At 45.2% G+C, this 21,997-nt stretch carries 23 protein-coding genes; 3 read left to right on the forward strand and 20 right to left on the reverse strand.

The genetic code is table 11. The features are described from left to right. Positions 1 to 41 precede the first annotated feature (41 nt). From ACKTT9_RS20685 to ACKTT9_RS20695, 3 genes are all read right to left on the reverse strand, one after another. Entirely contained in the window at positions 42 to 734 is a 693-nt protein-coding gene (locus ACKTT9_RS20685; RefSeq protein ID WP_407867399.1) for an RDD family protein, read from the reverse strand. Between the two features lie 223 nt (positions 735 to 957). Continuing rightward, complete coding sequence (locus ACKTT9_RS20690; protein ID WP_407867400.1) at positions 958 to 1,752, reverse strand: class I SAM-dependent methyltransferase; 795 nt, start codon at positions 1,750 to 1,752, stop codon at positions 958 to 960. Between the two features lie 42 nt (positions 1,753 to 1,794). Continuing rightward, a complete protein-coding gene (locus tag ACKTT9_RS20695; RefSeq protein ID WP_407867401.1) occupies positions 1,795 to 2,544 on the reverse strand; it encodes a class I SAM-dependent methyltransferase in 750 nt (249 codons plus the stop codon). Between the two features lie 745 nt (positions 2,545 to 3,289). Here ACKTT9_RS20695 and ACKTT9_RS20700 point away from each other — a divergent pair. Beyond that, positions 3,290 to 3,553: a hypothetical protein gene (locus ACKTT9_RS20700; protein WP_407867402.1), complete on the forward strand. Its 264-nt coding sequence runs from the start codon at positions 3,290 to 3,292 to the stop codon at positions 3,551 to 3,553. Positions 3,554 to 3,622: 69 nt separating this feature from the next. On the opposite strand, the gene ACKTT9_RS20705 is transcribed toward ACKTT9_RS20700, so the two are convergent. Both ACKTT9_RS20705 and ACKTT9_RS20710 read right to left on the reverse strand, forming a co-directional pair. After that, positions 3,623 to 3,817, reverse strand: a complete 195-nt coding sequence (locus ACKTT9_RS20705) for a DUF5808 domain-containing protein (protein WP_407867403.1) — start codon at positions 3,815 to 3,817, stop codon at positions 3,623 to 3,625. 26 nt (positions 3,818 to 3,843) lie between these two features. Next, a complete protein-coding gene (locus ACKTT9_RS20710; protein ID WP_407867404.1) occupies positions 3,844 to 4,926 on the reverse strand; it encodes a DUF4037 domain-containing protein in 1,083 nt (360 codons plus the stop codon). 199 nt (positions 4,927 to 5,125) lie between these two features. Between ACKTT9_RS20710 and ACKTT9_RS20715 the strand changes: the two genes are divergently transcribed. Both ACKTT9_RS20715 and ACKTT9_RS20720 read left to right on the forward strand, forming a co-directional pair. Next, entirely contained in the window at positions 5,126 to 5,332 is a 207-nt protein-coding gene (locus tag ACKTT9_RS20715; protein WP_407873088.1) for a helix-turn-helix transcriptional regulator, read from the forward strand. Continuing rightward, a complete protein-coding gene (locus ACKTT9_RS20720; protein WP_407867405.1) occupies positions 5,329 to 5,760 on the forward strand; it encodes a hypothetical protein in 432 nt (143 codons plus the stop codon). Before ACKTT9_RS20715 ends, ACKTT9_RS20720 begins: the two co-directional genes overlap by 4 nt. A 47-nt stretch (positions 5,761 to 5,807) precedes the next feature. On the opposite strand, the gene ACKTT9_RS20725 is transcribed toward ACKTT9_RS20720, so the two are convergent. From ACKTT9_RS20725 to ACKTT9_RS20795, 15 genes are all read right to left on the reverse strand, one after another. Continuing rightward, positions 5,808 to 6,182, reverse strand: a complete 375-nt coding sequence (locus ACKTT9_RS20725; RefSeq protein WP_407867406.1) for a YciI family protein — start codon at positions 6,180 to 6,182, stop codon at positions 5,808 to 5,810. 98 nt (positions 6,183 to 6,280) lie between these two features. After that, entirely contained in the window at positions 6,281 to 6,661 is a 381-nt protein-coding gene (locus ACKTT9_RS20730; protein ID WP_407867407.1) for an NUDIX hydrolase, read from the reverse strand. Between the two features lie 52 nt (positions 6,662 to 6,713). Then, positions 6,714 to 7,067 (reverse strand): VOC family protein, encoded by a 354-nt coding sequence (locus tag ACKTT9_RS20735; RefSeq protein WP_407867408.1) that lies wholly within the window; start codon positions 7,065 to 7,067, stop codon positions 6,714 to 6,716. Between the two features lie 180 nt (positions 7,068 to 7,247). Further along, a complete protein-coding gene (locus tag ACKTT9_RS20740) occupies positions 7,248 to 7,691 on the reverse strand; it encodes a cell wall hydrolase (protein ID WP_127456950.1) in 444 nt (147 codons plus the stop codon). A gap of 134 nt (positions 7,692 to 7,825) precedes the next feature. Then, entirely contained in the window at positions 7,826 to 8,821 is a 996-nt protein-coding gene (locus ACKTT9_RS20745) for a Gfo/Idh/MocA family protein (RefSeq protein WP_407867409.1), read from the reverse strand. Positions 8,822 to 8,873: 52 nt separating this feature from the next. Next, positions 8,874 to 9,947 carry a lactonase family protein gene (locus ACKTT9_RS20750; RefSeq protein ID WP_407867410.1) on the reverse strand — a complete coding sequence of 358 codons (1,074 nt, stop codon included), beginning with the start codon at positions 9,945 to 9,947 and terminating at the stop codon, positions 8,874 to 8,876. Between the two features lie 25 nt (positions 9,948 to 9,972). Next, a complete protein-coding gene (locus ACKTT9_RS20755; protein WP_407867411.1) occupies positions 9,973 to 10,800 on the reverse strand; it encodes an SDR family NAD(P)-dependent oxidoreductase in 828 nt (275 codons plus the stop codon). 50 nt (positions 10,801 to 10,850) lie between these two features. After that, on the reverse strand, positions 10,851 to 12,377 hold the full coding sequence (locus ACKTT9_RS20760; protein WP_407867412.1) for an extracellular solute-binding protein: 1,527 nt from the start codon (positions 12,375 to 12,377) through the stop codon (positions 10,851 to 10,853). A gap of 25 nt (positions 12,378 to 12,402) precedes the next feature. After that, the gene (locus ACKTT9_RS20765) at positions 12,403 to 13,284 is read right to left on the reverse strand and encodes a carbohydrate ABC transporter permease (protein ID WP_407867413.1); all 882 of its coding nucleotides are present in this window, start codon (positions 13,282 to 13,284) and stop codon (positions 12,403 to 12,405) included. Further along, complete coding sequence (locus tag ACKTT9_RS20770; protein ID WP_407867414.1) at positions 13,284 to 14,285, reverse strand: ABC transporter permease; 1,002 nt, start codon at positions 14,283 to 14,285, stop codon at positions 13,284 to 13,286. Before ACKTT9_RS20770 ends, ACKTT9_RS20765 begins: the two co-directional genes overlap by 1 nt. Before the next feature lie 250 nt (positions 14,286 to 14,535). Continuing rightward, positions 14,536 to 16,875, reverse strand: coding sequence for an AraC family transcriptional regulator (locus ACKTT9_RS20775; protein WP_407867415.1), 2,340 nt, complete (start codon positions 16,873 to 16,875; stop codon positions 14,536 to 14,538). Between the two features lie 14 nt (positions 16,876 to 16,889). After that, complete coding sequence (locus ACKTT9_RS20780) at positions 16,890 to 17,285, reverse strand: Rieske (2Fe-2S) protein (RefSeq protein ID WP_407867416.1); 396 nt, start codon at positions 17,283 to 17,285, stop codon at positions 16,890 to 16,892. Between the two features lie 17 nt (positions 17,286 to 17,302). Continuing rightward, the gene (locus ACKTT9_RS20785) at positions 17,303 to 18,361 is read right to left on the reverse strand and encodes an amidohydrolase family protein (protein WP_407867417.1); all 1,059 of its coding nucleotides are present in this window, start codon (positions 18,359 to 18,361) and stop codon (positions 17,303 to 17,305) included. 91 nt (positions 18,362 to 18,452) lie between these two features. Next, positions 18,453 to 21,104, reverse strand: a complete 2,652-nt coding sequence (locus ACKTT9_RS20790; protein WP_407867418.1) for a hypothetical protein — start codon at positions 21,102 to 21,104, stop codon at positions 18,453 to 18,455. Positions 21,105 to 21,150: 46 nt separating this feature from the next. Beyond that, a complete protein-coding gene (locus ACKTT9_RS20795; protein ID WP_407867419.1) occupies positions 21,151 to 21,981 on the reverse strand; it encodes a carbohydrate ABC transporter permease in 831 nt (276 codons plus the stop codon). Positions 21,982 to 21,997: the final 16 nt, after the last annotated feature.

The following is a 21,997-nucleotide window of genomic DNA, read 5'->3' on the forward strand; positions in this document are numbered from 1 at the left end:
AAATTGAATGCTGCCTGTTCGTTGTGTCTCAGTAAACCTTATCAGGGCAAAAAGCTAATAATTCTAAAATAAATGATAAGAACAGCAGCTAACCAGACTAATAGCTCCCCCCACCAACTCTTTGTCCGATAAGATACCACAACTTCCGAATCCCGATCCCATGTTGTCATACCCAAATCATATTTCAATTGTTGGTAACCTCTCAAATGAAAAATTAGCGAGACAATCGGTAAGCCCGCCCCTTGCCCTCTCCACCATACGAGCACACTTCGTTGAAAGGCCTTTCTTAATTTCGGTTTCTGACCCTCCAAATCCCGAATGCTGATACCAAGGATCCATTTTCCGGGGGTGGTTCCCCACAATCTTAAAAGGCAAGCTTCAAATGGAATGGCTAGAATTAGAGTCGCAATTCCCAGAAAAAATCCATAAAAACGAGTATTGAAAGAAATCGTCGGTAAAATGCTCATAAGAATGCCCATTAGGAATCCTAGGATTAACATGTCTAGTCCTCGTGCCCAATAGCGGGACCAGGGACGTGCAATGCTATTTTCTAATTTTTCGAAATGCAGCTCTTTGAATGATTCCGCAGCATTCCATTCTTGTCCAATTCGCTTAACACTTGTAACGAGCTTCAATTCTCCTTTTTGAATCAAGTTATTCATTTCTTCCGTCGTGAAAGGGCCATTTTCTTGAACACCCTGCTTATAAAACCATTTCTCATCGTCCTGTACCATTCGTTCCCCCATTTATATAGATTAAACCCCATATATCTCACCTAAAAAATAACATACCATATGTTGGTTATTTATAGGAGGTATTTGTATAAAATTCAACCAATCTTTATGAAGCTATCCGCACTTAGTACTTAGTACTTAAAATCCATATCTTTCTTTTCCATTAACCCTTCCTATAGTTTAACAGGCAGCCAATGTTGTCGGCTGCCTGTTCGTCATGGTGCTATAGTTTTCTTGCTTTAAATACAAATGTTACAGGAAGCATCTTTGCTTTTTTTGCAAAATCTCCATCATTGTCTTGTGTATCAGATTCCTCGATCATTTGCTCAATGGCAAATCCCGCTTTTGCCAATGCATTCACATAGGTTGATAGTGTACGGTCTGATAATGATAGCGTACTCTCATTAATAGATGACGAGTACCATGATTCATCAAAATAACATTTTTTAAAGACAAGCATATTATTTTCTAAAACAACACATTTGTGTATTGGGTGAGACCAACTGAAAATAAAAACACCGTCTTTTTTTAAGTAAGAAGCAACCCTGCAAAAAGTCCCCTCAAGGTCAGTTGTCCAACCTATGGCATAAATCGAATAAACAAAATCAAAATAATCCTCTGGTAAACCGCACTGTTCTTCCATAGGAGAACAAATTAATTTCACTGAAAGACCACTCGCTGTCAAAAGTTCCCTTGTTTTTTCAATTTGGTTTTCTGATATATCCATACCCCATAGTTCAGATGCTTTGCGTTCCCCTAGATATTGCAAAGATTGACCACTTCCACAGCCTATCTCCAGCATCTTTTTTCCTGAGACATCGCCAAAAAGCTGGTATTTTTCTTCTGAGACAAATGCTCGATATTTAGGTAATGCAGTTGCTCCCAAAACATCATTTCCTTTTGTGTCCCAAAATAGGCTGTTTGTTTTATGAATAACACTCTTATCCATATCCACAGCGATGGCACCAACCTGACTACCACCTACAACATTTGTTCTAAAAACAGAATTCTTGTCCATCCCGATGACCTCCCAAAATAGGACTAAACTAACTACAAACCATTATTTCCTTGCCATTATCATAAAGCGTTTTGTATTAGTTTTGATTCCCTTCTCCGTTTGATTTGCTTCAATAAACTTTTGAAGTATTTCGAAATCATAATCAGTTTGCCCAAAGCTAGGGATAACAGGAGTAAACTTCAAGAAAAAGACCAAATCCTCATATGTTTGGAAATACTGCGATGCATCATATTCAAACGATTGAATATCGGTAAAACCAGCTTCAGCTAGCTCTGTAAGATATTTCTCTTTTAAAATCCCGTCATTAGTTCCAAAACCCTGTCCTCTGCCAAAAGCTTGTTTAATGTTTAGTTTATCTCCTTCACTTACTTGCTGCGTTAAGAATATGCCATCATTCGCTAACACTTTTGAAATTTCATTTGCATAAAATTCACTATGCCGACAGGAAACCACATTAAAAAAGGACATAGGAAAAGCAATATCTTCCGCTTCCATTTGTAAAAAACGAATATTACCCTTATTTGATTTTTTTAAGTTTTCAGTAGCTGACTCTATCATTCCTTCTGAACGATCAATGCCAACAAGAAGTAATGCAGCACCGGCAATAGATATTAAAGCTTCTCCACCACCTGTACCAATATCAAGCAATAAATTGGACGTATTGCATCTCAGAGTAACTTCCTGAAGAAAATCCCATTGTTCCCCTTCAGAAGTAGTTCTCAATTTACTAAAGTCCCAACCATTTAATTTTCCAACCTTATCGTAAAAATCCTTGTACTCAGACCTGTTCATACTAGATCCTCCATCTTAAAATGAGATAATAAAAAAACCAAAAGCTGGTTGTGATTGAATAGGAGCAAACGAAAATTCATTTGTTCCGTCATTCAATCATTTCAAGTGCCCTTGGCTTAAATATTTTGGATATCCGCCCGACACCGTTCAAGCATTAGCTTCATAAGACCAAAAGGACAGAAAATCCCCTTTGGTAGCTGGTACGCGTTTTACCCAGCCCGCAAACTAATTACTTCGAACGATACAGAATGTCATCCAATTCACCTCATTAGGAAGATAATTCAACTGTAAATGTTGTTCGCCCTTTTTTCAAGCATGCATTTAACAAATCAGACCGTTAGTTTAACTCCCTATGTCTTTATCAACTCTTTCACGTTAATCATCTGCTTTACTCTCTCGACGTAAAATATATATTAAGAATCCGAGACCAACCGTAGCAAAAACTGCGAATATACAACCAAATATTAGCATGAAATAGTCCATGTCCATGAATTTATACCTCTATTTGTTTAGACCTTAGATTTCCAATAATAAATTATCGCAACATATAAAACAACACATTCACATTGTGATGGCTTCAGCATTCACGTACAATGACTATAAACCAACCCAAAATCTTTATCGGAAGGCCCGATCGCTATGCAACTGAAGCTCATAATTATCATGCTCAGCCTGTAAAAGATCTATTTGTCTTATCCTTGGTGTCTTTTGCAGGCTGAGCCTCTAACCAAGGGGACGTGATAATTTGAAACCGACACGAAAAAATCGAAATCAAGCATTCGTTCGTCATCAACGAAGGGTAGCAATTGCGCGTAAAAATAAGATCGCTAAACAAACACACTGGTTTGTAAATGATGAGCAATACGTACGTTTGTCCAAAAACAAAGTGCATTGTTCTTGTCCACTTTGCAGCGAAAAAACATCTTTAATTGGGTTTCCAAAATCCCAAATTATCCGACTGCAAAACCAAGCCGAACAAATAAGGGATTGTCACAAGGGAGAGCATTAGTGTTCTCCCTTTTTGTGTAAAAAGCTCTGGACTACCGCTTCATATCAGTTAACGTTCCCCGTTATTCTACTATTGAGTTGATTTCGTCACCCACACTTTGAATATTACGAAACCGAGTATAGCAAGAATAATAATCCAACTAATCGGACGAGCAAAGTTTATTGTCCAACCTAACCCCAATCGTTTAGGAACAAAAATCGATTTATTATCTGGGTTGTAATAAAATATTCCAAGTTTATAATGTTTTCGGTCTTTATCATCCATTTTCTATATCTCCAGTTTCTCTAAATTCATTGGTCCCTTTTATTTCCCAAGCGGTCGAAGAAAGCTCTAAGCGGGTTTATCTCACCAGTCGCTGCTTGAAAACGTTCGGAGATAGCACGAAAATCGGTGTTATCACTGATCTGATCAATGCCGCCGAACCCAAAGGCAGCAAGCTTGCGGAGCGTTGAGTCCTCAATTTTACTCGACAGTGCTTCCGCAAAACGGCCTCCGCCAATGACAGAAAAAGGCCTATCATAAAATAGTTTCACAGTCGTATCAAGCGGTTCGGTCAACTGTAGTTCATTATGCATCTGCGCGACGATCTGATAGGCTTTTGCTAACGCTTGCTCGCGCTCTCTCCACTCGCCTGTGTTTTGTGCCTTTTGCAGATAAGGTTGCAATTCGGAGGAAGTAGTAAGCAGCCTGAAGGCAGTGCCGAACCATTTCGGATAAGGGGTATAGCGACGTTCGATAAGGAAACAAAGACTCATTACGTCCCTTACTAAACGGGATGCAATAAGAGAAGACCCTAGTTCATCCCCTACGAAGCCAGCTCTAGGCATCAAATGCTCCTCTTGTCCAATTCTGTTCCATACGGATGCCATTAAGAAAAGCCATACGTCCTTGGGATAATATCGTAAACTCTCATGAACAGTCGTTAACTCAATGATATCATCTCGGTAGATGGCTCCACCCGAAAGCTCCGCCAAAGTCTGGGAAGAAAATGTCAGCCAGTCGACCAGATCAAGTCCTTCAAACAATTTAGTAGGGCTGACACCGAGTCTACTACCGTAGTAACTCGATACTGTCGTCACAATTGTCTGATTGATTTCGACGGGATAGTTATAAAACGATGCCGGAACCTCATGCTGAAGCGCTGCGAGAATTGCTTCTTTTTGAGTAACATCGGACTCGCGGATGAAAATTAGTACACGAGGCCCCCAATCATGATCACATGACATTGATGTATCGAAGCCAAGTACTTCACTACCAGGACCAACAAGCGCTGAAGCGTATAAAAGAGTTGGCATAGCGGCCGATAGGCACGGAGCGACATAATGCTCATGAAACAATCGGCTTAACTGAATTCCGGGGATATGGTCACTCACTTCATGTTTCTCCTGTCTATATTTGTTTATTCTTTTTAATTGCTAGCGTAGTAGTTATCGAGAGATTACACTACACGTATCATTTTCTAATATTCAACTTGTTAAAATTCATCAAAATGGAAAGTTCGCTTGACATCAATTGCCGTGCACAATATACTTCAATTATGGAAAGTTAACTTTCCACAAGGGGGTACACGCTCTGAAGAACCGTTTAGAAGAAATCCGTAAGCAAAGCGGAATTAAGCAAGAAGAATTAGCATTAGCTCTTGAAGTTTCAAGACAAACCATAGGCTCGTTGGAAAACGGGCGTTATAACCCATCGATCCTTTTAGCGTTCAAAATTGCTCGTTATTTCGGTATGAGTATTGAAGAAATCTTTATTTATGAGGAGGATGAAAGTGTATGAAAAATCCGATTTCGTATTATTTTCTTTCCTTTGCAGGCGTAGCACTACTGTCAATTGGTATAATCTTCATCAAAACGATTGAAGATCCACATGGTATACTGAGAGTGTTGCCTTATATCTGTGTGGGGCTTGGCTGTGGGATTTTCGGTCACGGTATGGGAGAAATAATTAACCGACACCTTATGAAAAATAATCCTGCCGCTGCAAAGCAGATGGAGATTGAAAAGAATGATGAGCGTAATTTGGCAATCGCGAATCGGGCAAAAGCTAAAGCCTATGACATGATTGTTTTTCTTTTTGGAGCTTTGCTATTAGCTTTTGCCTTGATGGGCATAGATAAAATAACGGTATTTATATTGGCTTTTGCCTATATGTTTATCCTCGGATATAATGTTTATTACCGTGTTAAGTACTACAAAGAGATGTGAGAATATATATGAAAGATGGGGCCTCTGATGAGCCCCTATTCTTGATTCTACTCTCTCGATTCGAAATAATGGATTGGACGAATCTCAATCCCCCATCCGAATTGCTCACCCGAAGCAACCTGTACGGTAGGATGTAAGGAAGCAATTCGGATGGCTTCCTCCATGTCTTGTGCTTCAATGAGAAAAGCGCTACCAATCATCTCCTTCGTTTCGATAAAAGGACCATCGGTTACTCTCACTTTTCCATTCGCTCTCCGCAAGCATTTCGTTTCGGATGAGAGACCGGCGTCGATAACAACTTGGCCGCTACTATAGAAATTTTCCAGTTGATGCGAACATTCGCTCATAATGACATCAATCTCATGCTTTGGGCGGGCATCCATTTTCTCGGGTTCCAAGTATCCTAAACATAGGAATTTCATGATCAAAGTCTCCTCTACCATAAAATTGAAGCATTCTTTCTAGCCTCTAATTAGTCGACGAACGGTATACATATAAATCGACATATCCAAATCATATTTTAAGAAACGTTAAATGGGACTCGCTGTTTAGCTAACTCAAGCATGGGCAAGGTGATGAAATCAAATTTTTCAAGCTCGGTTAGAGGTATCCATGCAACTTCAATGATATCCAGGTTATCTTGATTGTCGGTATCGAGGAATAAATTTCCTCCAACTACCTCACCAATGAAACTATATTTATTGTTTCTTTCCTTCAACAACCCTTTCAGCTGAATATCAATTCCCGTCTCTTCTCTCACTTCTCTGATACATGCTTGCTCTGGACTTTCCCCTTCTTGAATGCCACCTCCTGGAAAATTCCAAACAATATCTCCCCGTTCAACATATTGCTTTACCATTAGTACACAGCCATTTTGTATAATAATTGCTTCGGCAATCAATCTTATAACCACCTTTTTTACCAGTGTCTATTTCAATTTGGCTATTGATGAATCAATCTTCATGAGCAAGTATGTTGATAAGCTTACCAAATGGGTCGCGAACATAGAATCGTCTTACACCCCAAGGTTCATCAACAGGCCCGTATTCAATCGGAAATCCAGCTTTCTTCATGCCTTCTAATGCAGCATTGACATCATCAACTTCAATCGATAGATCAGGCGTAGGCGTTTCTGAGCCACCCTGTGAGGCAAAGCTAATTTGAATGCTCATCTCCTCGTCTAAACCATAAGTTCTAATCCAACCATGATCCATCATGATCTCAAGGCCGAGCACATCCTGGTAAAAGCATTTAGCTGCCGAGATATCCTGAGCATTTATATTGGCGACGATACGTTTGACCTTCATTTCAGACCTCCCAGTCATAAAGAGCATGTCCATCCATATAGTATACTTCGACGTATAATAGTTAAATCTTTCCTCATGTAAACAAAATTCTCTCTTGTAACGGCAAACACAAAGACCATCCTTGCAGGATGGCCTTGTCTGTTCAACTTCAACTTCAACGATCGTTCCCCAACCATAAGATTAAAACGTATTATAAACATTTTCACATTCTTTGGCTGTTGGCTCATAAAAACAGTGCTTCTTCCATCGTCCTGCCAATGGTTGATTATACCAAGTTGCCGGACACGGACCTGGATTTTCGAACGAACCTGGGCGGAAGTACCATAACGAGAATTTGCCCGGCCAATTTCGCTCCCCATTCACGGAACGTTGTGCCAGACGGCGTTCTCTCTCTCTAGCGTTTTGATAGTACAAACCATGTTGCAACGCTTCGAACGCATGCGGCTGGTTAATCATTTGAGGAATTGTTCGGATTCCTTTAAAATCGGAGCAATTCGCTCTTATACGGTTAATACCAACATTTCCAACAAGAAGCATGCCCATTTCGCCTTCAGTCTCAGCTTCCGCACGCAGCAACCTTGCCAACATATCAATATCCTGTTTCCTGGCTTTTACGACTGCCATTAGATCACCTCTTTATCTTTCTAAACTCATCATATTGTAGGCAAAGCGGAAGTGTTACGCTCGCACAATATTTAGAAAGCCACGTCTCGATCTCAAAGCGAAAAACCCGCCGAAGCGGGTATTTATACCTTCATTCATTTGGTTTGCGATAAAAATTGAGTATGCACCAACAGTTTTACCGTATGAATGGTATCCTCCATGTTAGGTTCGGGAGCCTTCTGCTTCTGAATACTGTCGATGAATTCATACAGTTGTTGCTCAAAACCATAATAGGAATAATTGCTCAAGTTGCCGTGATTCAGATTCCACATCAATGTGTCTCCGCCATCAGCTAACTTGGCAAATTGAAAGCCTTCCCGCTTGGGAGCAGGCCGGTTATACGCAATATGCCGGATATTGTCCACAATAATGTTCGTGCCGACTCCGGTGATCTCCACCCGCTCCATCGGATATTCGATCTTTTGCAGGGAGCCTGATTGGATAACACCAATAGCACCGGACTCTGCGACGAATGAAATATTGTATCCGACTCTGTGCGCGTCGAGGTTGATTTGATCGACATGCAGCGATTTTATCTCGCCAAGCAGAAATCTAGCCAAATCGAGATGATGGCTCACATGATTGAACAGGAACAGCTCATTCGATGCGCTTTCCGAGCCTTGAAATTTGGACAGAAACATCGTAACCCTGCCAAATTCCTCCCTTTGGATGATTTCCTTCGCCATCATATAGGCTGTAGTAAACCGTTTGTTATAGCGTGACACCACATATTTCCCCGTACGCCGCTGCAGCACAAGGAGACGTTCAGCCTGCTCGAACGAAAAACAAACCGGCCTTTCCATAAACACATGAACGTTAGCTTGCAGGCATTCTTCAGCTATTCGAAAATGAGCGTATTCGTCGTCCGTGAAGCAAATAACAGCATCCAGTTGCTCCTGTTCCAGCATTTCCCGATAATCCGTATACGCCTTCGGAACCCGGTATCGGTTCGTAAATCGTGTCAGCTCCTCTTCATCTTCATGACTGGCAGCGATTAAGTTGAACGGAATCCGTTTCAGGCAATCGTATACAAAATGATACATCAAGCTTCCGCATCCGATTATAGCTATTTTTACTAATGAGTCCATCATGCAAGGTCCTCTCATTCGTTGATCATCGCTAGGCTCATACCTATTAACGCAGCTAAATCGAAATCATCTTGATGCATACCGGCATCGGCACCTTAATGCTGTGACCTACCGGACGCAGCTTACCGGTCTGACGATCCAGGCTAAATGCAACGACATTATCCGTATCTTGGTGCGCCGCATACAAGTATTGACCGGTCGGATCGATGATAAAACTTCGCGGTGCTCTCCCCAGAGTCGGCTCATGGCCAACAAGCTGGAGCCTTCCCGTTTCAGGCTCAACCGCATAAATGACAATGCTGTTATGCCCGCGATTCGAACCGTAGACATAACTGCCGTCCGGATGAACATGCACATCGGCGCAAAAACTCGGGTCGGCATACCCTTCCGGCAGCGTGGCATGCGTTTCCCTAAGATGAAGGATGCCTTGGGTCGGATCATAATCATAGCTCATCAGCGTATTGCCTAGCTCATTAATTACGTAAGCCCAACGTCCATTGGGATGAAAGGCAGCATGACGAGGCCCCGAACCCGCTGCAACGGAAATGGACGGGACGGCTGCAGGAAGCAGCTTCCCGCGTTCCGCATCCAGCCGATAAACCCGCAGCTCATCGGCCCCGTATTCAGCGGCAACCGCATATCGGCCGGCCGGGTCGAGCGTGACGGAATGAACGCGAGGTCCCTGCTGACGCGTCGGATGGACGCTGGAGCCGGAATGACGGATGAAATCCGTCATCGCACCAAGGCTGCCGTCCGCTTGGATCGGCAGAACAGACACGCTGCCGTCGCCGAAATTACCGGCAAGCACGAATTTGCCCTTCCCGTCAACAAGCACATGAACAGGCTTAGAGCCCCCGGAGGGCTGACTGTTCATGAACGTCAGCCTCCCCGTTAGGGGATCAATGGAGAAGGCGCTGATCAGGCCTTCGCCTTCAATTGTGTTGGCTGCATAAAGGTACCGTTTCGATGGGTGGATTGCCAAGTAAGTCGGATTGATTCCCGCCGCAGCCGTGCTCGAATACTCCAATTCACCGTTCAACGGATTCATCCGATAAACATAAATACCTTCACTAATGCTGCCGTCCGTTTGCGTGCCGATATATGCAAAAATTGCTGCCTGCTTATCCATAGATATTCTCCCTATATCTGCTCATTTATTTGGAGCCGGCAAGGCCGAGACCGAGACCTTCCTCAAGCGGCTCGGAAACACTATCCGCCAGCTGAGCGGTCAAGCCGCCGTCTACGACCAGAGCATGGCCCGTGACGAAAGAAGAATCGTCCGATGCCAGGAACAGTGCGGCCAAAGCAGCTTCGCGCATAGTTCCCGGCCGCCCTAGCAGGTAAACCGCTTGCTGCCGGCGCACCTCCTCTGGATATTTCTCCAGGAAATCAATCTTCCCTTCCGTCACAATGCGGCCCGGACAAATGGAATTTAACCGAATGCCGTGTTTCCCGTAATCAACCGCCATCTGGCGAGTTAGATTAATGATTGCTGCTTTGGCAGCATCATAGGAGGAATGTCTTCTTCCCCCGAGCAGCCCGTGGACCGAAGCGGTATTAATGATGGAGCCGCCTCCCGCATTGATCATACCGGGCAGCGCATATTTACTGCCCAGAAATACGGCTTTAACCGAAGAAGCGAATACCCGGTCCCAATCCGCTTCCTCTTGATCCAATACGGAATCGGTGTGCCCTCTGTAGGCATTGTTCATCAAAATATCCAATTTGCCGAATTTTTCATAAGCATAATCAATCAACCGCTTCAATTCTTCGCTTTTAAATACGTCCGCCTGAACATAAACGGCCGAACCTCCTTGCGCGATGATGCCATCGGCGACCTGCTGCCCCAAACCTTCGCGTCCGCCATCGTCATTGACAATGACATGCGCTCCTTCTTCAGCGAACACCTCGGCGCTCGCTCTTCCGATGCCAGATGACGAGCCTGTAATAACGGCTACCTTGCCCTGTAATCTTGTTCCCATATCGATAGGCCTCCTGAAATTTTGGAATAAATAGTCCCTAGATATTTTCCTTATTTTTTTGCTGTTTTTTCCTTGTACAAGTCATTCAGTTCCTTTAAATGCTTCTGATACGAAGGATCGTCTTTAAAGCTTTGGACAAATTTATCAAAATCTTCAAAGCTGTTTTTGCCTATAATGACATTCGTAATCATATCGTTGATTTTTTTATTCCAATCCGCACTCTTCTCTAAGGCCGTCGGAGTGACAAGCCCGAGGCCCGGGTTCGGGACGGACACCGTTGAAATTGTATCCACCAATTTGTGATTGTAGGCCTTCGTTTCCGGCGTCATTCCCGGTAAATCCGCTTTTACGTATTTATCGTAATAGCTTGATACCCATTGCGCCGAAGTATCGAAAGCATAGCCCTTCTTTTTACCCTCGTCTGTCTGGGTGATGTCCCCTGCTTCGTTCTCGTTGTAATCAACACCCTTTATACCGTAAGCAACCAGATTGTACGTTTCTCTCGTTGCCGTATAGTTGTAAACTTCGAGAATTTTTTTCATTTTTTGTTCGCTGACTTTTTTATTGATCATGAAAATACCAAACGAGCCCGGTGCCGCCTCCATATAAACTTTGCCGTCTGGCGCCGCCGGGAACAAGTACGGCTTGATAACCGCGTTCGGATTAACCTTCTTCAAATCATCCGTATACAAATGACCGTCATACACGTTGCTAAAACCCATACCGACTTTGCCTTGCGTCATGAAATCGCGGGTTTGGCTCGTTTGCAGCAAAGGAAGATCCGGCACCATAATGCCCGCTTTGTTTACTTTATTCCAAAAGGCCATCGCATCCTTGATTTTGGGATTGAAGAAGCTAGGCTGCACCTGGCCGTTTTCATCCACATAATGCTGCAGACCCGCACCAAACATCGATAAGAAATAATTGGATAACGTTGGTGTTCCTTGACCAACAAATCCATACGTATCGTTTTTGCCGTTACCGTCAGGATCATTCTTTGTAAAGGCTTCCATAACCTGATAAAATTCATCCATCGTCGTTGGCGCTTTCAATCCTAATTTATCCAGCCAATCCTGCCGGATGAGCAGCGACTGATGCCCGTCAATAGGACGAACACGTGGAATGCCCATGGTTTTCCCTTTAAAGGAGACGTTCTTATAAATTTGCTCCGGATATGCTGCCAAATTAGGATAATCCTTGATATACGGCGTTAAGTCCCAGAATGCTCCTTGGTTTGCCGCGTTGGCAAATGCCTGCGTATTGATGTCCCAAACCAAACTCACATCAGGTAGATCGCCCGAAGCCAGCATGACGTTCAATTTGTCCTGGTAGTTATTAGCCGGAACGTAGGTCACATTGATTTTCACATTAAATTTCTCGTTGTTTTGCTTCAAACTGTCCAGATCATTACCGGGAGCCGAGTTGTAGGTTGTGGTCAGTATATTGATCTCCGTCGGTTCCTGATTGCCCGCAGCACCGCCCGCCGAATTGGATGCTCCTTCCGGAGAGCCGCAGCCAGCAAGCAGCACAACCGTCGATGCGGCTCCAAGGTACATTCTTTTTAACCATCTGTTCATCTGTTTGACCTCCTTCAAATTTAACTTAACCCTTCACAGAGCCGACCATCATGCCTTTGGTAAAATATTTTTGCAGGAACGGGTACACGATGATAATCGGTAAGGAAGCCACAACGACCGCCGACATTTTGATCGTCTCCGGTGGGAGCATCTGATCGCTCTGCAGCATTTGCGCAACAGACGGATCGCCTACCTGTGTTGATGCTTGAATGAGCAGCACTTGCAGCACGACCTGCATAGGGCGAAGCGTATCTTTGTTAATGTACAGCACCGCATTAAAATACGTATTCCAATAAGCGACGGCGAAAAATAAGCCGAAAGCGACAAGCGCCGTTACAGAAACAGGCAGCATAATCCGGAAAAATACGCCGATGTCCGTACATCCGTCCATTTTGGCCGACTCTTCCAGCTCCTCAGGAATTTCCTGATAAAAACTTTTCATCAGAATGACATACCAGGCGCTGCTCAGTACCGGAAGAATAAGCGACCATATCGTATTGACCAGCCCCAACTCCTTGACCAGCAAATAGTTCGGAATCATCCCCGGATTGAACAACATGGTGAACAAAATACCAATCATGAACACCCGCTTCAGTCTGAACTTTTTGCGAGACAGGGTATACGCAAGTCCGCTTGTCAATATGAGACTGCACGCCGTACCCACAATTGCCAGAATTGCGCTTACGCTAAGCGAATTCAAAAAGGTCCGTGTTGACAGAATGAACTCATACGAAGCCAAGCTCCAATGTTTGGGAAAGATGACAATCGGACTGGTCTGATACTCGACAGGATCGGTAAACGAAACGAGAATAACATAAATAAACGGCAGCAAGGTCGATAACCCAATCAGTCCAAGAATCACATAATTAAAAATATCAAACACACGCGAGCCCCAGCGCAGTTTCATCAGTACACGCCCTCCTCTCCCAGCTTCTTAGCCGCTCGGTCTGCCAATAGAACAAGGATCAAGCCGACCACCGATTTGAAAATGCCGACAGCGGTGGCAAAGCTGAATCGCCCGTTTTGAATCCCTACCCGATATGCGTAAGTGTCGAAGACATCCGCAACCTCCGTCACGGCCGAGCTGGACATCAAGTAAATATGCTCGAAGCCGATATCCAATACTTGACCCAAACGAAGTATTAATAAGATAATTACCGTTCCTTTAATGCCCGGAATCGTCACATGCAGCATTTGCTTCCATCGGTTCGCCCCGTCAATCTTCGCCGCTTCGTATAGCTCGGGATTAATACTGGCTAAAGCGGCCAAAAATATAATCGTTCCCCAGCCGGTTTCTTTCCAAATCGTCTGCGCGGTCAGCATGCCCCAAAAGGTTTCGGGATTTGTTAAAAAATTAATGGCCTGCCCTCCCGATTCGACGATCAGCTTATTGATAATTCCACTGCCGCTCAAGGTCAGAAAGCAGATACCCACGATAACGACCCAAGATAAAAAATGAGGCAAATAAATCGAGGTTTGCACCCATTTTTTGAAGGTCGCGTTCTTCAGTTCGTTCAGAAGCAAAGCAATAATGATGGGCATCGGAAAAAATAAAAAGATATTTAGGAAGCTGATCGCTAAGGTATTGCGAAATAGCAGCCAAAAATCAGGATTGGCAAAAAAACTTTGGAAATGCTTAAATCCGACCCACTCGCTTTTGAGCAATCCCAGATAAGGAGAATACTCGGTAAAGGCAAGTGACAGCCCCCATAACGGGATGTACTTGAAAATAAGGAAATACAACAGTCCCGGCAGCGCGAGAACATACAGATACTTTTCTTGCTTCCATGTCGGCTTCCAACTTTTCAGCCAATTTAGAAAACGGTTACTTGCCTGTTTCGTTTGAAGTGGTCTCTTTAAATCATCGGCGGATACCGCGCTTCTAGATTGATCTGGCAATACGCTCATCCTTTCTCCATAAATTTGAATGTCACCCTACCATCGCTTCCTCCATGCTTGTTGAATTTCCATGCCGGCAATCTGTATTCTAGGGATGGCTCCGGTAATTCTCAATAAGCCATTTGTGCATGCTCATTCTGTGACAGCCCAGACCCGAGTCACACAACGAGCATTCGTTCAATGTAAGCAAAAACCCCCTATTCAGCGGAGTTTTTCTGGTCTCCAGCTGCATAGAGGGTCATTCGACACGGCAGCTTTGCTACCCGCGTTCCTCACGGAATTGTCCGGGAGTGATCCCTTCCATCTTTTTAAAAACACGGATAAAGTTCTGCGTATGGAGATAACCTACCTTCTCGGAAATGTCAGCGACGGGAATATCGGTTTCACAAAGCAGCTCTTTGGCCTTCTCAATCCGAACGTGCGTTAAATAATCGCTAAAGGCGATCTGTTTGAATTTTTTGAAAAGCTTGCTGAGATGGGTACGGCTAACTCCGAAATTGCGCGCGCACTGATCCTGAGAAATATCCTGATGATAGTTCTCATGGATATAAGCGGTCACTTTGACGATAATTTGCTCATGTTCTATATTCGTTTTATTTCGTACGAACTGTACGATTGGTGTTATCAAATGCTGAAGAAACCAACGGTTTAAATCATCCATGTTTTGAAACTTACGCAAGTAGTCGTAGGGCTCTTCTCCTTTGAAGACAGTATCGGGTTCAATGCCAAGCAAATACATGGTGCGTATCGTCGTGCCCAGGAGCTGCGTATACGACATTTGAATCACCTTGGCAACATGGGTCGCACCGATGACATATTTCGAAAACTCATGAAGCATCCGTTCCGCTTCCTGGAGATCTCCCTGCTTCAAAGACTCCTCATAGTGCCGTTCCAGCTCAATGGGATAGCGGTACTCCTCATTCGACTTGATGAAGTCGTTATCCGGAGCAATAACTTGCTCTCCTCCAACGACGAGACGCGAAGTAAGAGCTGAGAGCGCTTGCCGATAAACCAATGGGAGATGGCCGATCTCGCTCGTTCCTACTCCGAGCCCTGCCGTTACCGGCAGCCGTAAGTAATTGGCTAATACATTTCGGAGCTCCTCAACGAATGCCTTCACAGAATTCTCCCATGTCTCTAACGTTTCTTGAGCGATTTGATGATCTGCTTCCTCATGCTGCCAGAGAAGCACAGCCAGCTGATCGTTTAGACAATTAACAGTAACCCCAAGAATCGGGCGAACATTCGTTTGTACCATATCCATAATAATATTTTTCATAGCAAAAATAACAAGGTCCCGGTCCTGATCAAAAAACCTCCCATTAGCTGGACCGCTTCTGTCATAAGTCATAATAAAAACCGCGAATCGGGTTTGGTGAGGAAGCCCGTACCGCATGAACAACTGTTCCAGCTCGCTTTGCGAGTAATGCAAATAATGCCCGTGCAGCATCTGCATGACAAATGATTCCCGCAGCATAGGCAGTTGCATTGATAGCTGGTGCTGGAGTTGACTCGTCTCATGCTTTAAAGCCTGCCAGCTTTGTTTCATAAAACCCATTTCGTCTTCTCCTTCATTATTGCCTAAGGAAGCTTCACGATTGAGGTAATTCATAAGGTTGGCAATGGGCCGGTAAATCCATTGCGTTCCAAGAAGGGTGAGAACAAACGCCAACAGAAGCACGACAACCAGGACTATGGCTGTGATGACACCGATTCCCGCCGATTTGGCATTTAATTCTTGCGTCGGGATCAGATCAATATACTGCCAGCCGGTATAGCGTGACGTTAACGTTGTGACCAGATAATTACGGTTGTTCCAATTATAATTGAGCTTATGATCAGATATATTCCTATGACGAATCGTATTGAGCAGTTCGGAAGGAAGCGTAAAAGCGGAAGAGGCGGCAACGGTTTTTCCTTCTTGGTCGACAATCACTGTCATCTGGCCTGGATACACAGTCGAGCGCTGAAGCGAATCCTGAAACACCTTCTGATCCATACGGACCAGCATGAGACCGATTGGATTAGGTGCTTGAAGAGGCAGCTTGCAAATAAAGGTAACGCCACTAGCTTCATCGTTCTCCCGAATGCGAAAGACGGAATTGGTCCACTCCAGCTCTTTCGGGGAAACCATCGCATCATTTAGCCTGTTGTGGTCGTACACCGGGGCAATTTTAAATAAACCGTAAGAGGAAGAAAGCAGATAGTTGTCTTTAATGTACATGGATATATCAAGAATTTGCTTATGGTTGTACTGAAAAGTTGAAAAAAACTGCGAGACCTGCAAGTTAAACTCAAATTCATTTCCCTTGATACCCCGCTGCAAAGCTTCATTCGCGAAAAGAGGATGAAATAACATCTGCAATGTGCTATCTTGCATATTTTGTAAATCCCGATCAATGGTTGCCGAAGTATTCTCCAGCAGTTGAACATGGGCGCGGTTGACTTCATTTTGCAGCGTCGAAGTCGAGAAGAGATAACTGCTGATGCCTACAAGTAAAGTCGGCAGAATAGAAGCAGCCAAGGTCAGCATGATCATGCGATGAAGCAATGCTGCCCGGCTGCTGAATACTCGCCTCCCGGAGAGGTTAAATCCCATGTTCCTCCTCCTTTTTAGGCATATAGAACAACATGTTCCTCTTCTACAGAAACCGGAAAGGTTTCAAGACTATCCTCTAACGGCTCTACAGCCACATCGTATTTTTTGACCAAGCACTGATGGGGATTGAATAGCGATTTGCCCGTCGTGACATCAAACTCCCATCCGTGCCAAGGGCAGGCCAGTATTTCGCCTTCCCTACCGTATCGGTGGTTGCCAGGCATCGACGGCAGCGTCGTCCCCGTCAATCTGCCCACACACAAAGGTGCTCCCTGATGTGGACAACTGTTGCGCAAGGCGTAATACTCCCCGTTTGCGTTAAATACGCCAATCGACCTTCCGCCAACTTGAACGATTTTCCGCTCTCCCGGCTGCATTTCAGCCGTTTTACATACTACGAATCGCTCCATGTTCAGCAGCCTCCTCTTTAAAGGTTGTAAAACTCCTTCGCATTCTCATAAAAGATTCGCCGATGAAGCTCAGCCGGAAGCTTCGGAAACGCTCTTCTCGGCGAGTCGAAGTCCCAGTGCGGGTAGTCGCTGGCAAACATAAGAAGATGTTCGGCATCCATCGCTTCCAGCATCGTCAACAAATATTTGTCGTCATCTGGCCGCTCGATTGGCTGGCTCGTAATACGCACGTGGTCTCGTAAAAATTCACTCGGCCGCTTTTCAAGCCAAGGCACTTCATAGCGGAGTCCTTTATATTCCGCATCCAACCGCCACATTAAGGGTGCAAGCCAGGAAACGCCACCCTCGACAAGCGCAATTTTGAATTTAGGATACTTCACGAAAACTCCTTCGGTCAGAAAACTGACCAGATGTGCCTGGAAGGCAAGCGATAAGCACGTATGAAACTCAATGTAGCGGGTAGGATGACCTGGCGTGGGCTGATGGTTAATGCCCATTCCATCCGTACCGGGATGTATCGCCAGAGGAAAACCATATTTTTCACAGGCTTCATAGATCGGATGATATTGCCGCTGACCGAAGGGCGCTGTTGCCCCTGAATCGGTCATTACCTGAACGAAATGAGGATGTCCGGCCCATCGCTCAATCTCTTTGGCCGCTCCGATAGGGTCTTGGGTAGCGATATACAGTGAGCCTTTGAACACGCCGTCATGATTATATTTATCCAGCCATGTATCGGCAAGCCAATCGTTATAGGCAGCGGCTACTGCGGAAGCCATATCGGGATCCGGCAAATTGTTCAGCATCGCGCGGGGCAGTAGAATCGCGTAATCGATTCCGTACTCGTTGATCAATTGCTCCCGCAAAAAATCAGGATCGGTTCCCGCCCCACCACCGTTTGGCGGCTTGGCATCCACACGATTTCCCTGAATGTTGCCGTAAGCTCGGTTCAACGGACGATACCAGTCTCTCCAAGGTTGTGGCAAATACTTATTGAGCTCTTCCCTGGATTTAAGGTAGACGTGAACATCGCAATCAATAATGCCGTTTTTTCCAGTCGTTTGCTTTGAACTCACCTGAATCCCTCCCATTATGCGTTAATGTGGTGCATGGATTGTGATGAAAAGCTTCGCAGCACCGTCCTGCTGCGAAGCTCATAGACATGAATTAGCGGCTTTGGACGAAATAATAAGGCTGATTCGAAATGTCCTCGTTCAAGCCGGGATACAGCCGGGCTCCGCTATCGCTCTCAACGACCTCAAAGAAATAGAGGATGCCGAAAGGCGACTTGGTGTACGCTGCCGGAATCTCGGCAGCAAAGCTCGCACCGTCCCGACTCATCTCTGTGACGACATAATGCTCGCTTTGGTTGGCGTGCCGATAGTGCAGCACCACTTTCAGGCCATCGGAGGCGCCTGGCAGCTCTAGCAGCACACTAAGCTTTTCACCTTTAGTGAAATGCGACGGCGCCTGATGCTCGAACAGCTGCCTACGGTCAACAGGTGAAGCGGTCAGCACTTTCATAGCAGCTTGCAGCTTTCCGGAATCTACCGTTCGACTGTTGTCTGCCCGAGCTGTCTGCAGTTGGCGTTCCATTGCCTGAATATCCGCTTCAATTGCAGGAAGCCGGTCCGCCCAGTGTCCTCTAACCGCCCCTGAATTACCAAATGCGATATCCGCCTTATATGTATCCTGCGAAATCTCAATGACCTTGACCCAATGCTCTTTGGCCAACTTATAGAAATTCAACCCTCTTTCCAGCTCAACCGTATCCCCGGTTCGCTCGGACAAAGCATAGCTTAACGCCGCCCGGAACTTATTCGCGAAGAACTGGCCGATATGGACCAACATTCGGGTATCCTTTACAAACCGCTGAAAATTCGCAGCTTGTGTATCTACGGCCAGCTCTTCGGCTTTTGACAAATGTTGAGCGGCCGATGTCGCCATGGACTCCAGACGATCTGCTGTTTCAAGCGGAGAATACTTACCGTGACGGAAACCTTGAATAATATCGTCGGCAAAATCATCGATTCGATAAAATAAGGCAGTGTCCAGAGGGCTAGCTGCCCCGAACGTTCCCGGCTTTGGCGTATCGAAGCCAAACGGCGACGGCAATTCGGAATCGGCAATCGGCTGGTTGGTATGCATTTCTGGCCAATAAACAAAGTTTGCAGCGGAAGGGCAGTAGGCTGCAGTAACCAAAGGCAGGATGCGGCTTGCATGCGCAAGCGCCGATTCATAGCTGTCTGCCGCCTCTCCGAATTCGTGGCGCAAGTATCTGCGCCATACGTCAGGAGTCGCTTCCGGGTTATAGAGCAGTCGTCCCCACAGCCGGTACGTATATTTATACTTCTGCCAATCGCGGTTCGGCAGTTTCAGCTCTTCGGCGAGATATGGCTCCCTTCCGCCCTCCGTACCCGTACCTTTGCGTCCCTTGAAAGTCAACGGTTCGCACAGCTCGATACCTTGCGTTCCGCTGAAATGGGAATGCCGTCCATAGCCTGCTGCCAGCGCGGGGTCTCCCCACATGAGAAGCTTCTGAGTTCCGGGCCATAACCGGAATAAAATGCCTATTTTGCGATCATCTTGCAAGTAATCGGCATATCCATACCGCGTAAAACGGCGCGACCATGCAGTAATGGCCTGCATATCCATCGTCTGGTTTTTCGGCAAAGAGAATTCGTTATCTCGGATAGCCGCCTGATGATAACTTGGTCCCATATGCTCCGCCCAATATTTCGGCGAAATAAATATCGGCTGACGGGTGTCAAGCGCAATCTGAATCAACTCGTCATTAATGCCCTTCGCATGCATATCGATTTCTACCCTGCGACCTATGTCTTTCGTTCCTGCCAAAGCAACACGCCAAAATTCGTATGCAGGCTCTGGAATACCGCCTTCATAATGTACACGGAAAGTCAAACCGTCGATCTCTTTAAACTCGTTCAGCAGCTTGCTAATCGCATCACGGCAATAAGTTGCATGATTATTCGCGTCGATACCGTCAATCGTATAGTCCATGTTCGGACTTTCCGTAAACATGTAAGAGTGATTCCAGAGTCCAAGCTGAAAATGCATCCCCCGCCGTTTGGTTTCCTGACCGATGTAATGGAGCGTTTCGAAATTTAGCCTTCTCTCCGCTTCCGACAGTTCAAGCACTTTCACTTCGTAGCCCGGCACATCAAACAAAAACGGGTATGCAAAACAAAAGTAGTTGTCCCGTACATTCAGATCGTGGCCGTAATCGTACCCCATACCTAAAGATAGGGTGAACCGGTTAAACCGCTGTGTCGCCAGTTCCGTCAAATACTCATCCCAAAATGACTTATCATAAAACCAAGGCTTATCTTCCGGTTCGCAAGCGAATAAGCGAGTTACACTCCGAATCTCATTGGCCGGCTTGTCGATAAGCGTTCTAACGTCTAGCAATTCCCCGGTTATATCGCCGTAAGCATGCTGAATGCGATCTGTCAGTTCAAGGAGAGCGTACACGAGCCCACGTCCATCAGGTGCTGTAAGTACGATATTCCCTTGTGTGGCAAGGATTGCAAGCGATTCCGCTTCCTCCGGTAAAGCAACGCCGTGCTCACTACTTGCAGCGATGGCAGCCGGGGAATCATTACCGGAGATGATTATTTGCACCTTAGCAGATTGCTCGGCACTCAACTGTTCAAGTGCAACAACCATTCCGCGACTTTCCAGCGTGTCGATTAAGGTTTGCTTCGCCCACTGGACGGAAGGCTCTGAACTTAGCGCTGTTTGATGATCCTGTACAATAATGATGTCAGGCAACTTATTCGATTGATTTACTTGTGACACGGACAATCTCCTCCAATTCGGTATATACAGGTATAGGTGTTTATCATTATCCTTTTAAACCAGCTGTAGCAATTCCTTCAATAAAATATTTTTGCAGGCTCAAAAAAATAACAAAGATCGGCAGCAGCGACAAGACGGATGCCGCCATGATGGCGCCGTAATTCGTCTGCTCCTCAGTTTGAAACTGCAGCAGACCAAGCGGAATGGTGAATTTATCTTTGTTGCTTAAAAAGACCAGCGCATTTTCGTAATTGTTCCACGAACCGACGAACGAAAAAATAACAAGCGTTGAAACAACTGGCAAAGATAACGGGAGTATGATTCTTGTAAACGTTTTAAAGTGATTGCAGCCATCTAATTTAGCAGCTTCCATCAGTTCATCCGGTATCGTGGTGAAAAACTGCCGAAATAAGAAGGTACCGAAAGCACTGAAAATGCCGGGAAGCATCAACGCCCACAAGCTGTTGTACAAGCCCATCAAACGATACAAAACGAATCTTGGAACCAATAACATCTGGTGCGGAAACATCAGGGTGGCGATATACATGACGAAGGCAGGCTCTCTGCCTTTAAACTTGATTTTCGCGAAAGCATACCCCGCAAGTGCACTTGTAATTACCTCTCCGATGACACTGACCACGGAAACCTTAACCGAGTTTAAAAAATAGGTTTGAAAACGAGCGAACCATACGGTTACATAGTTATCCCAAATAAACGTTTTCGGGATCCATCGGATCGGAAATTCGAATACTTCCGCAGTTGGCTTGAAGGATGCGGATAACATCCAGAAAAAAGGCATGACGGATAGGAGCGAAAGTAGGAGCATAACTACGGTTAAAACCGTTTTTTGCGTTAATTTAAAAGATCTCGCACTCATCTGGATCCTCCTCTCC

It is taken from the genome of Paenibacillus sp. P36 (assembly GCF_045866505.1).
Taxonomy (GTDB): Bacteria; Bacillota; Bacilli; order Paenibacillales; family NBRC-103111; genus Paenibacillus_E; species Paenibacillus_E chondroitinus.

Excerpts from the sequence above, each read along its gene's own strand:
- ACKTT9_RS20685 (WP_407867399.1), bottom strand. The coding sequence starts at position 734 with ATGGTACAGGACGATGAGAAATGGTTTTATAAGCAGGGTGTTCAAGAA.
- ACKTT9_RS20760 (WP_407867412.1), bottom strand. The coding sequence starts at position 12,377 with ATGAACAGATGGTTAAAAAGAATGTACCTTGGAGCCGCATCGACGGTT.
- ACKTT9_RS20720 (WP_407867405.1), top strand. The coding sequence starts at position 5,329 with ATGAAAAATCCGATTTCGTATTATTTTCTTTCCTTTGCAGGCGTAGCA.
- ACKTT9_RS20750 (WP_407867410.1), bottom strand. The coding sequence starts at position 9,947 with ATGGATAAGCAGGCAGCAATTTTTGCATATATCGGCACGCAAACGGAC.
- ACKTT9_RS20765 (WP_407867413.1), bottom strand. The coding sequence starts at position 13,284 with ATGAAACTGCGCTGGGGCTCGCGTGTGTTTGATATTTTTAATTATGTG.
- ACKTT9_RS20740 (WP_127456950.1), bottom strand. The coding sequence starts at position 7,691 with ATGGCAGTCGTAAAAGCCAGGAAACAGGATATTGATATGTTGGCAAGG.
- ACKTT9_RS20725 (WP_407867406.1), bottom strand. The coding sequence starts at position 6,182 with ATGAAATTCCTATGTTTAGGATACTTGGAACCCGAGAAAATGGATGCC.
- ACKTT9_RS20755 (WP_407867411.1), bottom strand. The coding sequence starts at position 10,800 with ATGGGAACAAGATTACAGGGCAAGGTAGCCGTTATTACAGGCTCGTCA.
- ACKTT9_RS20705 (WP_407867403.1), bottom strand. The coding sequence starts at position 3,817 with ATGGATGATAAAGACCGAAAACATTATAAACTTGGAATATTTTATTAC.
- ACKTT9_RS20690 (WP_407867400.1), bottom strand. The coding sequence starts at position 1,752 with ATGGACAAGAATTCTGTTTTTAGAACAAATGTTGTAGGTGGTAGTCAG.
- ACKTT9_RS20775 (WP_407867415.1), bottom strand. The coding sequence starts at position 16,875 with ATGGGATTTAACCTCTCCGGGAGGCGAGTATTCAGCAGCCGGGCAGCA.
- ACKTT9_RS20695 (WP_407867401.1), bottom strand. The coding sequence starts at position 2,544 with ATGAACAGGTCTGAGTACAAGGATTTTTACGATAAGGTTGGAAAATTA.
- ACKTT9_RS20780 (WP_407867416.1), bottom strand. The coding sequence starts at position 17,285 with ATGGAGCGATTCGTAGTATGTAAAACGGCTGAAATGCAGCCGGGAGAG.
- ACKTT9_RS20735 (WP_407867408.1), bottom strand. The coding sequence starts at position 7,067 with ATGAAGGTCAAACGTATCGTCGCCAATATAAATGCTCAGGATATCTCG.
- ACKTT9_RS20770 (WP_407867414.1), bottom strand. The coding sequence starts at position 14,285 with ATGAGCGTATTGCCAGATCAATCTAGAAGCGCGGTATCCGCCGATGAT.
- ACKTT9_RS20745 (WP_407867409.1), bottom strand. The coding sequence starts at position 8,821 with ATGATGGACTCATTAGTAAAAATAGCTATAATCGGATGCGGAAGCTTG.
- ACKTT9_RS20795 (WP_407867419.1), bottom strand. The coding sequence starts at position 21,981 with ATGAGTGCGAGATCTTTTAAATTAACGCAAAAAACGGTTTTAACCGTA.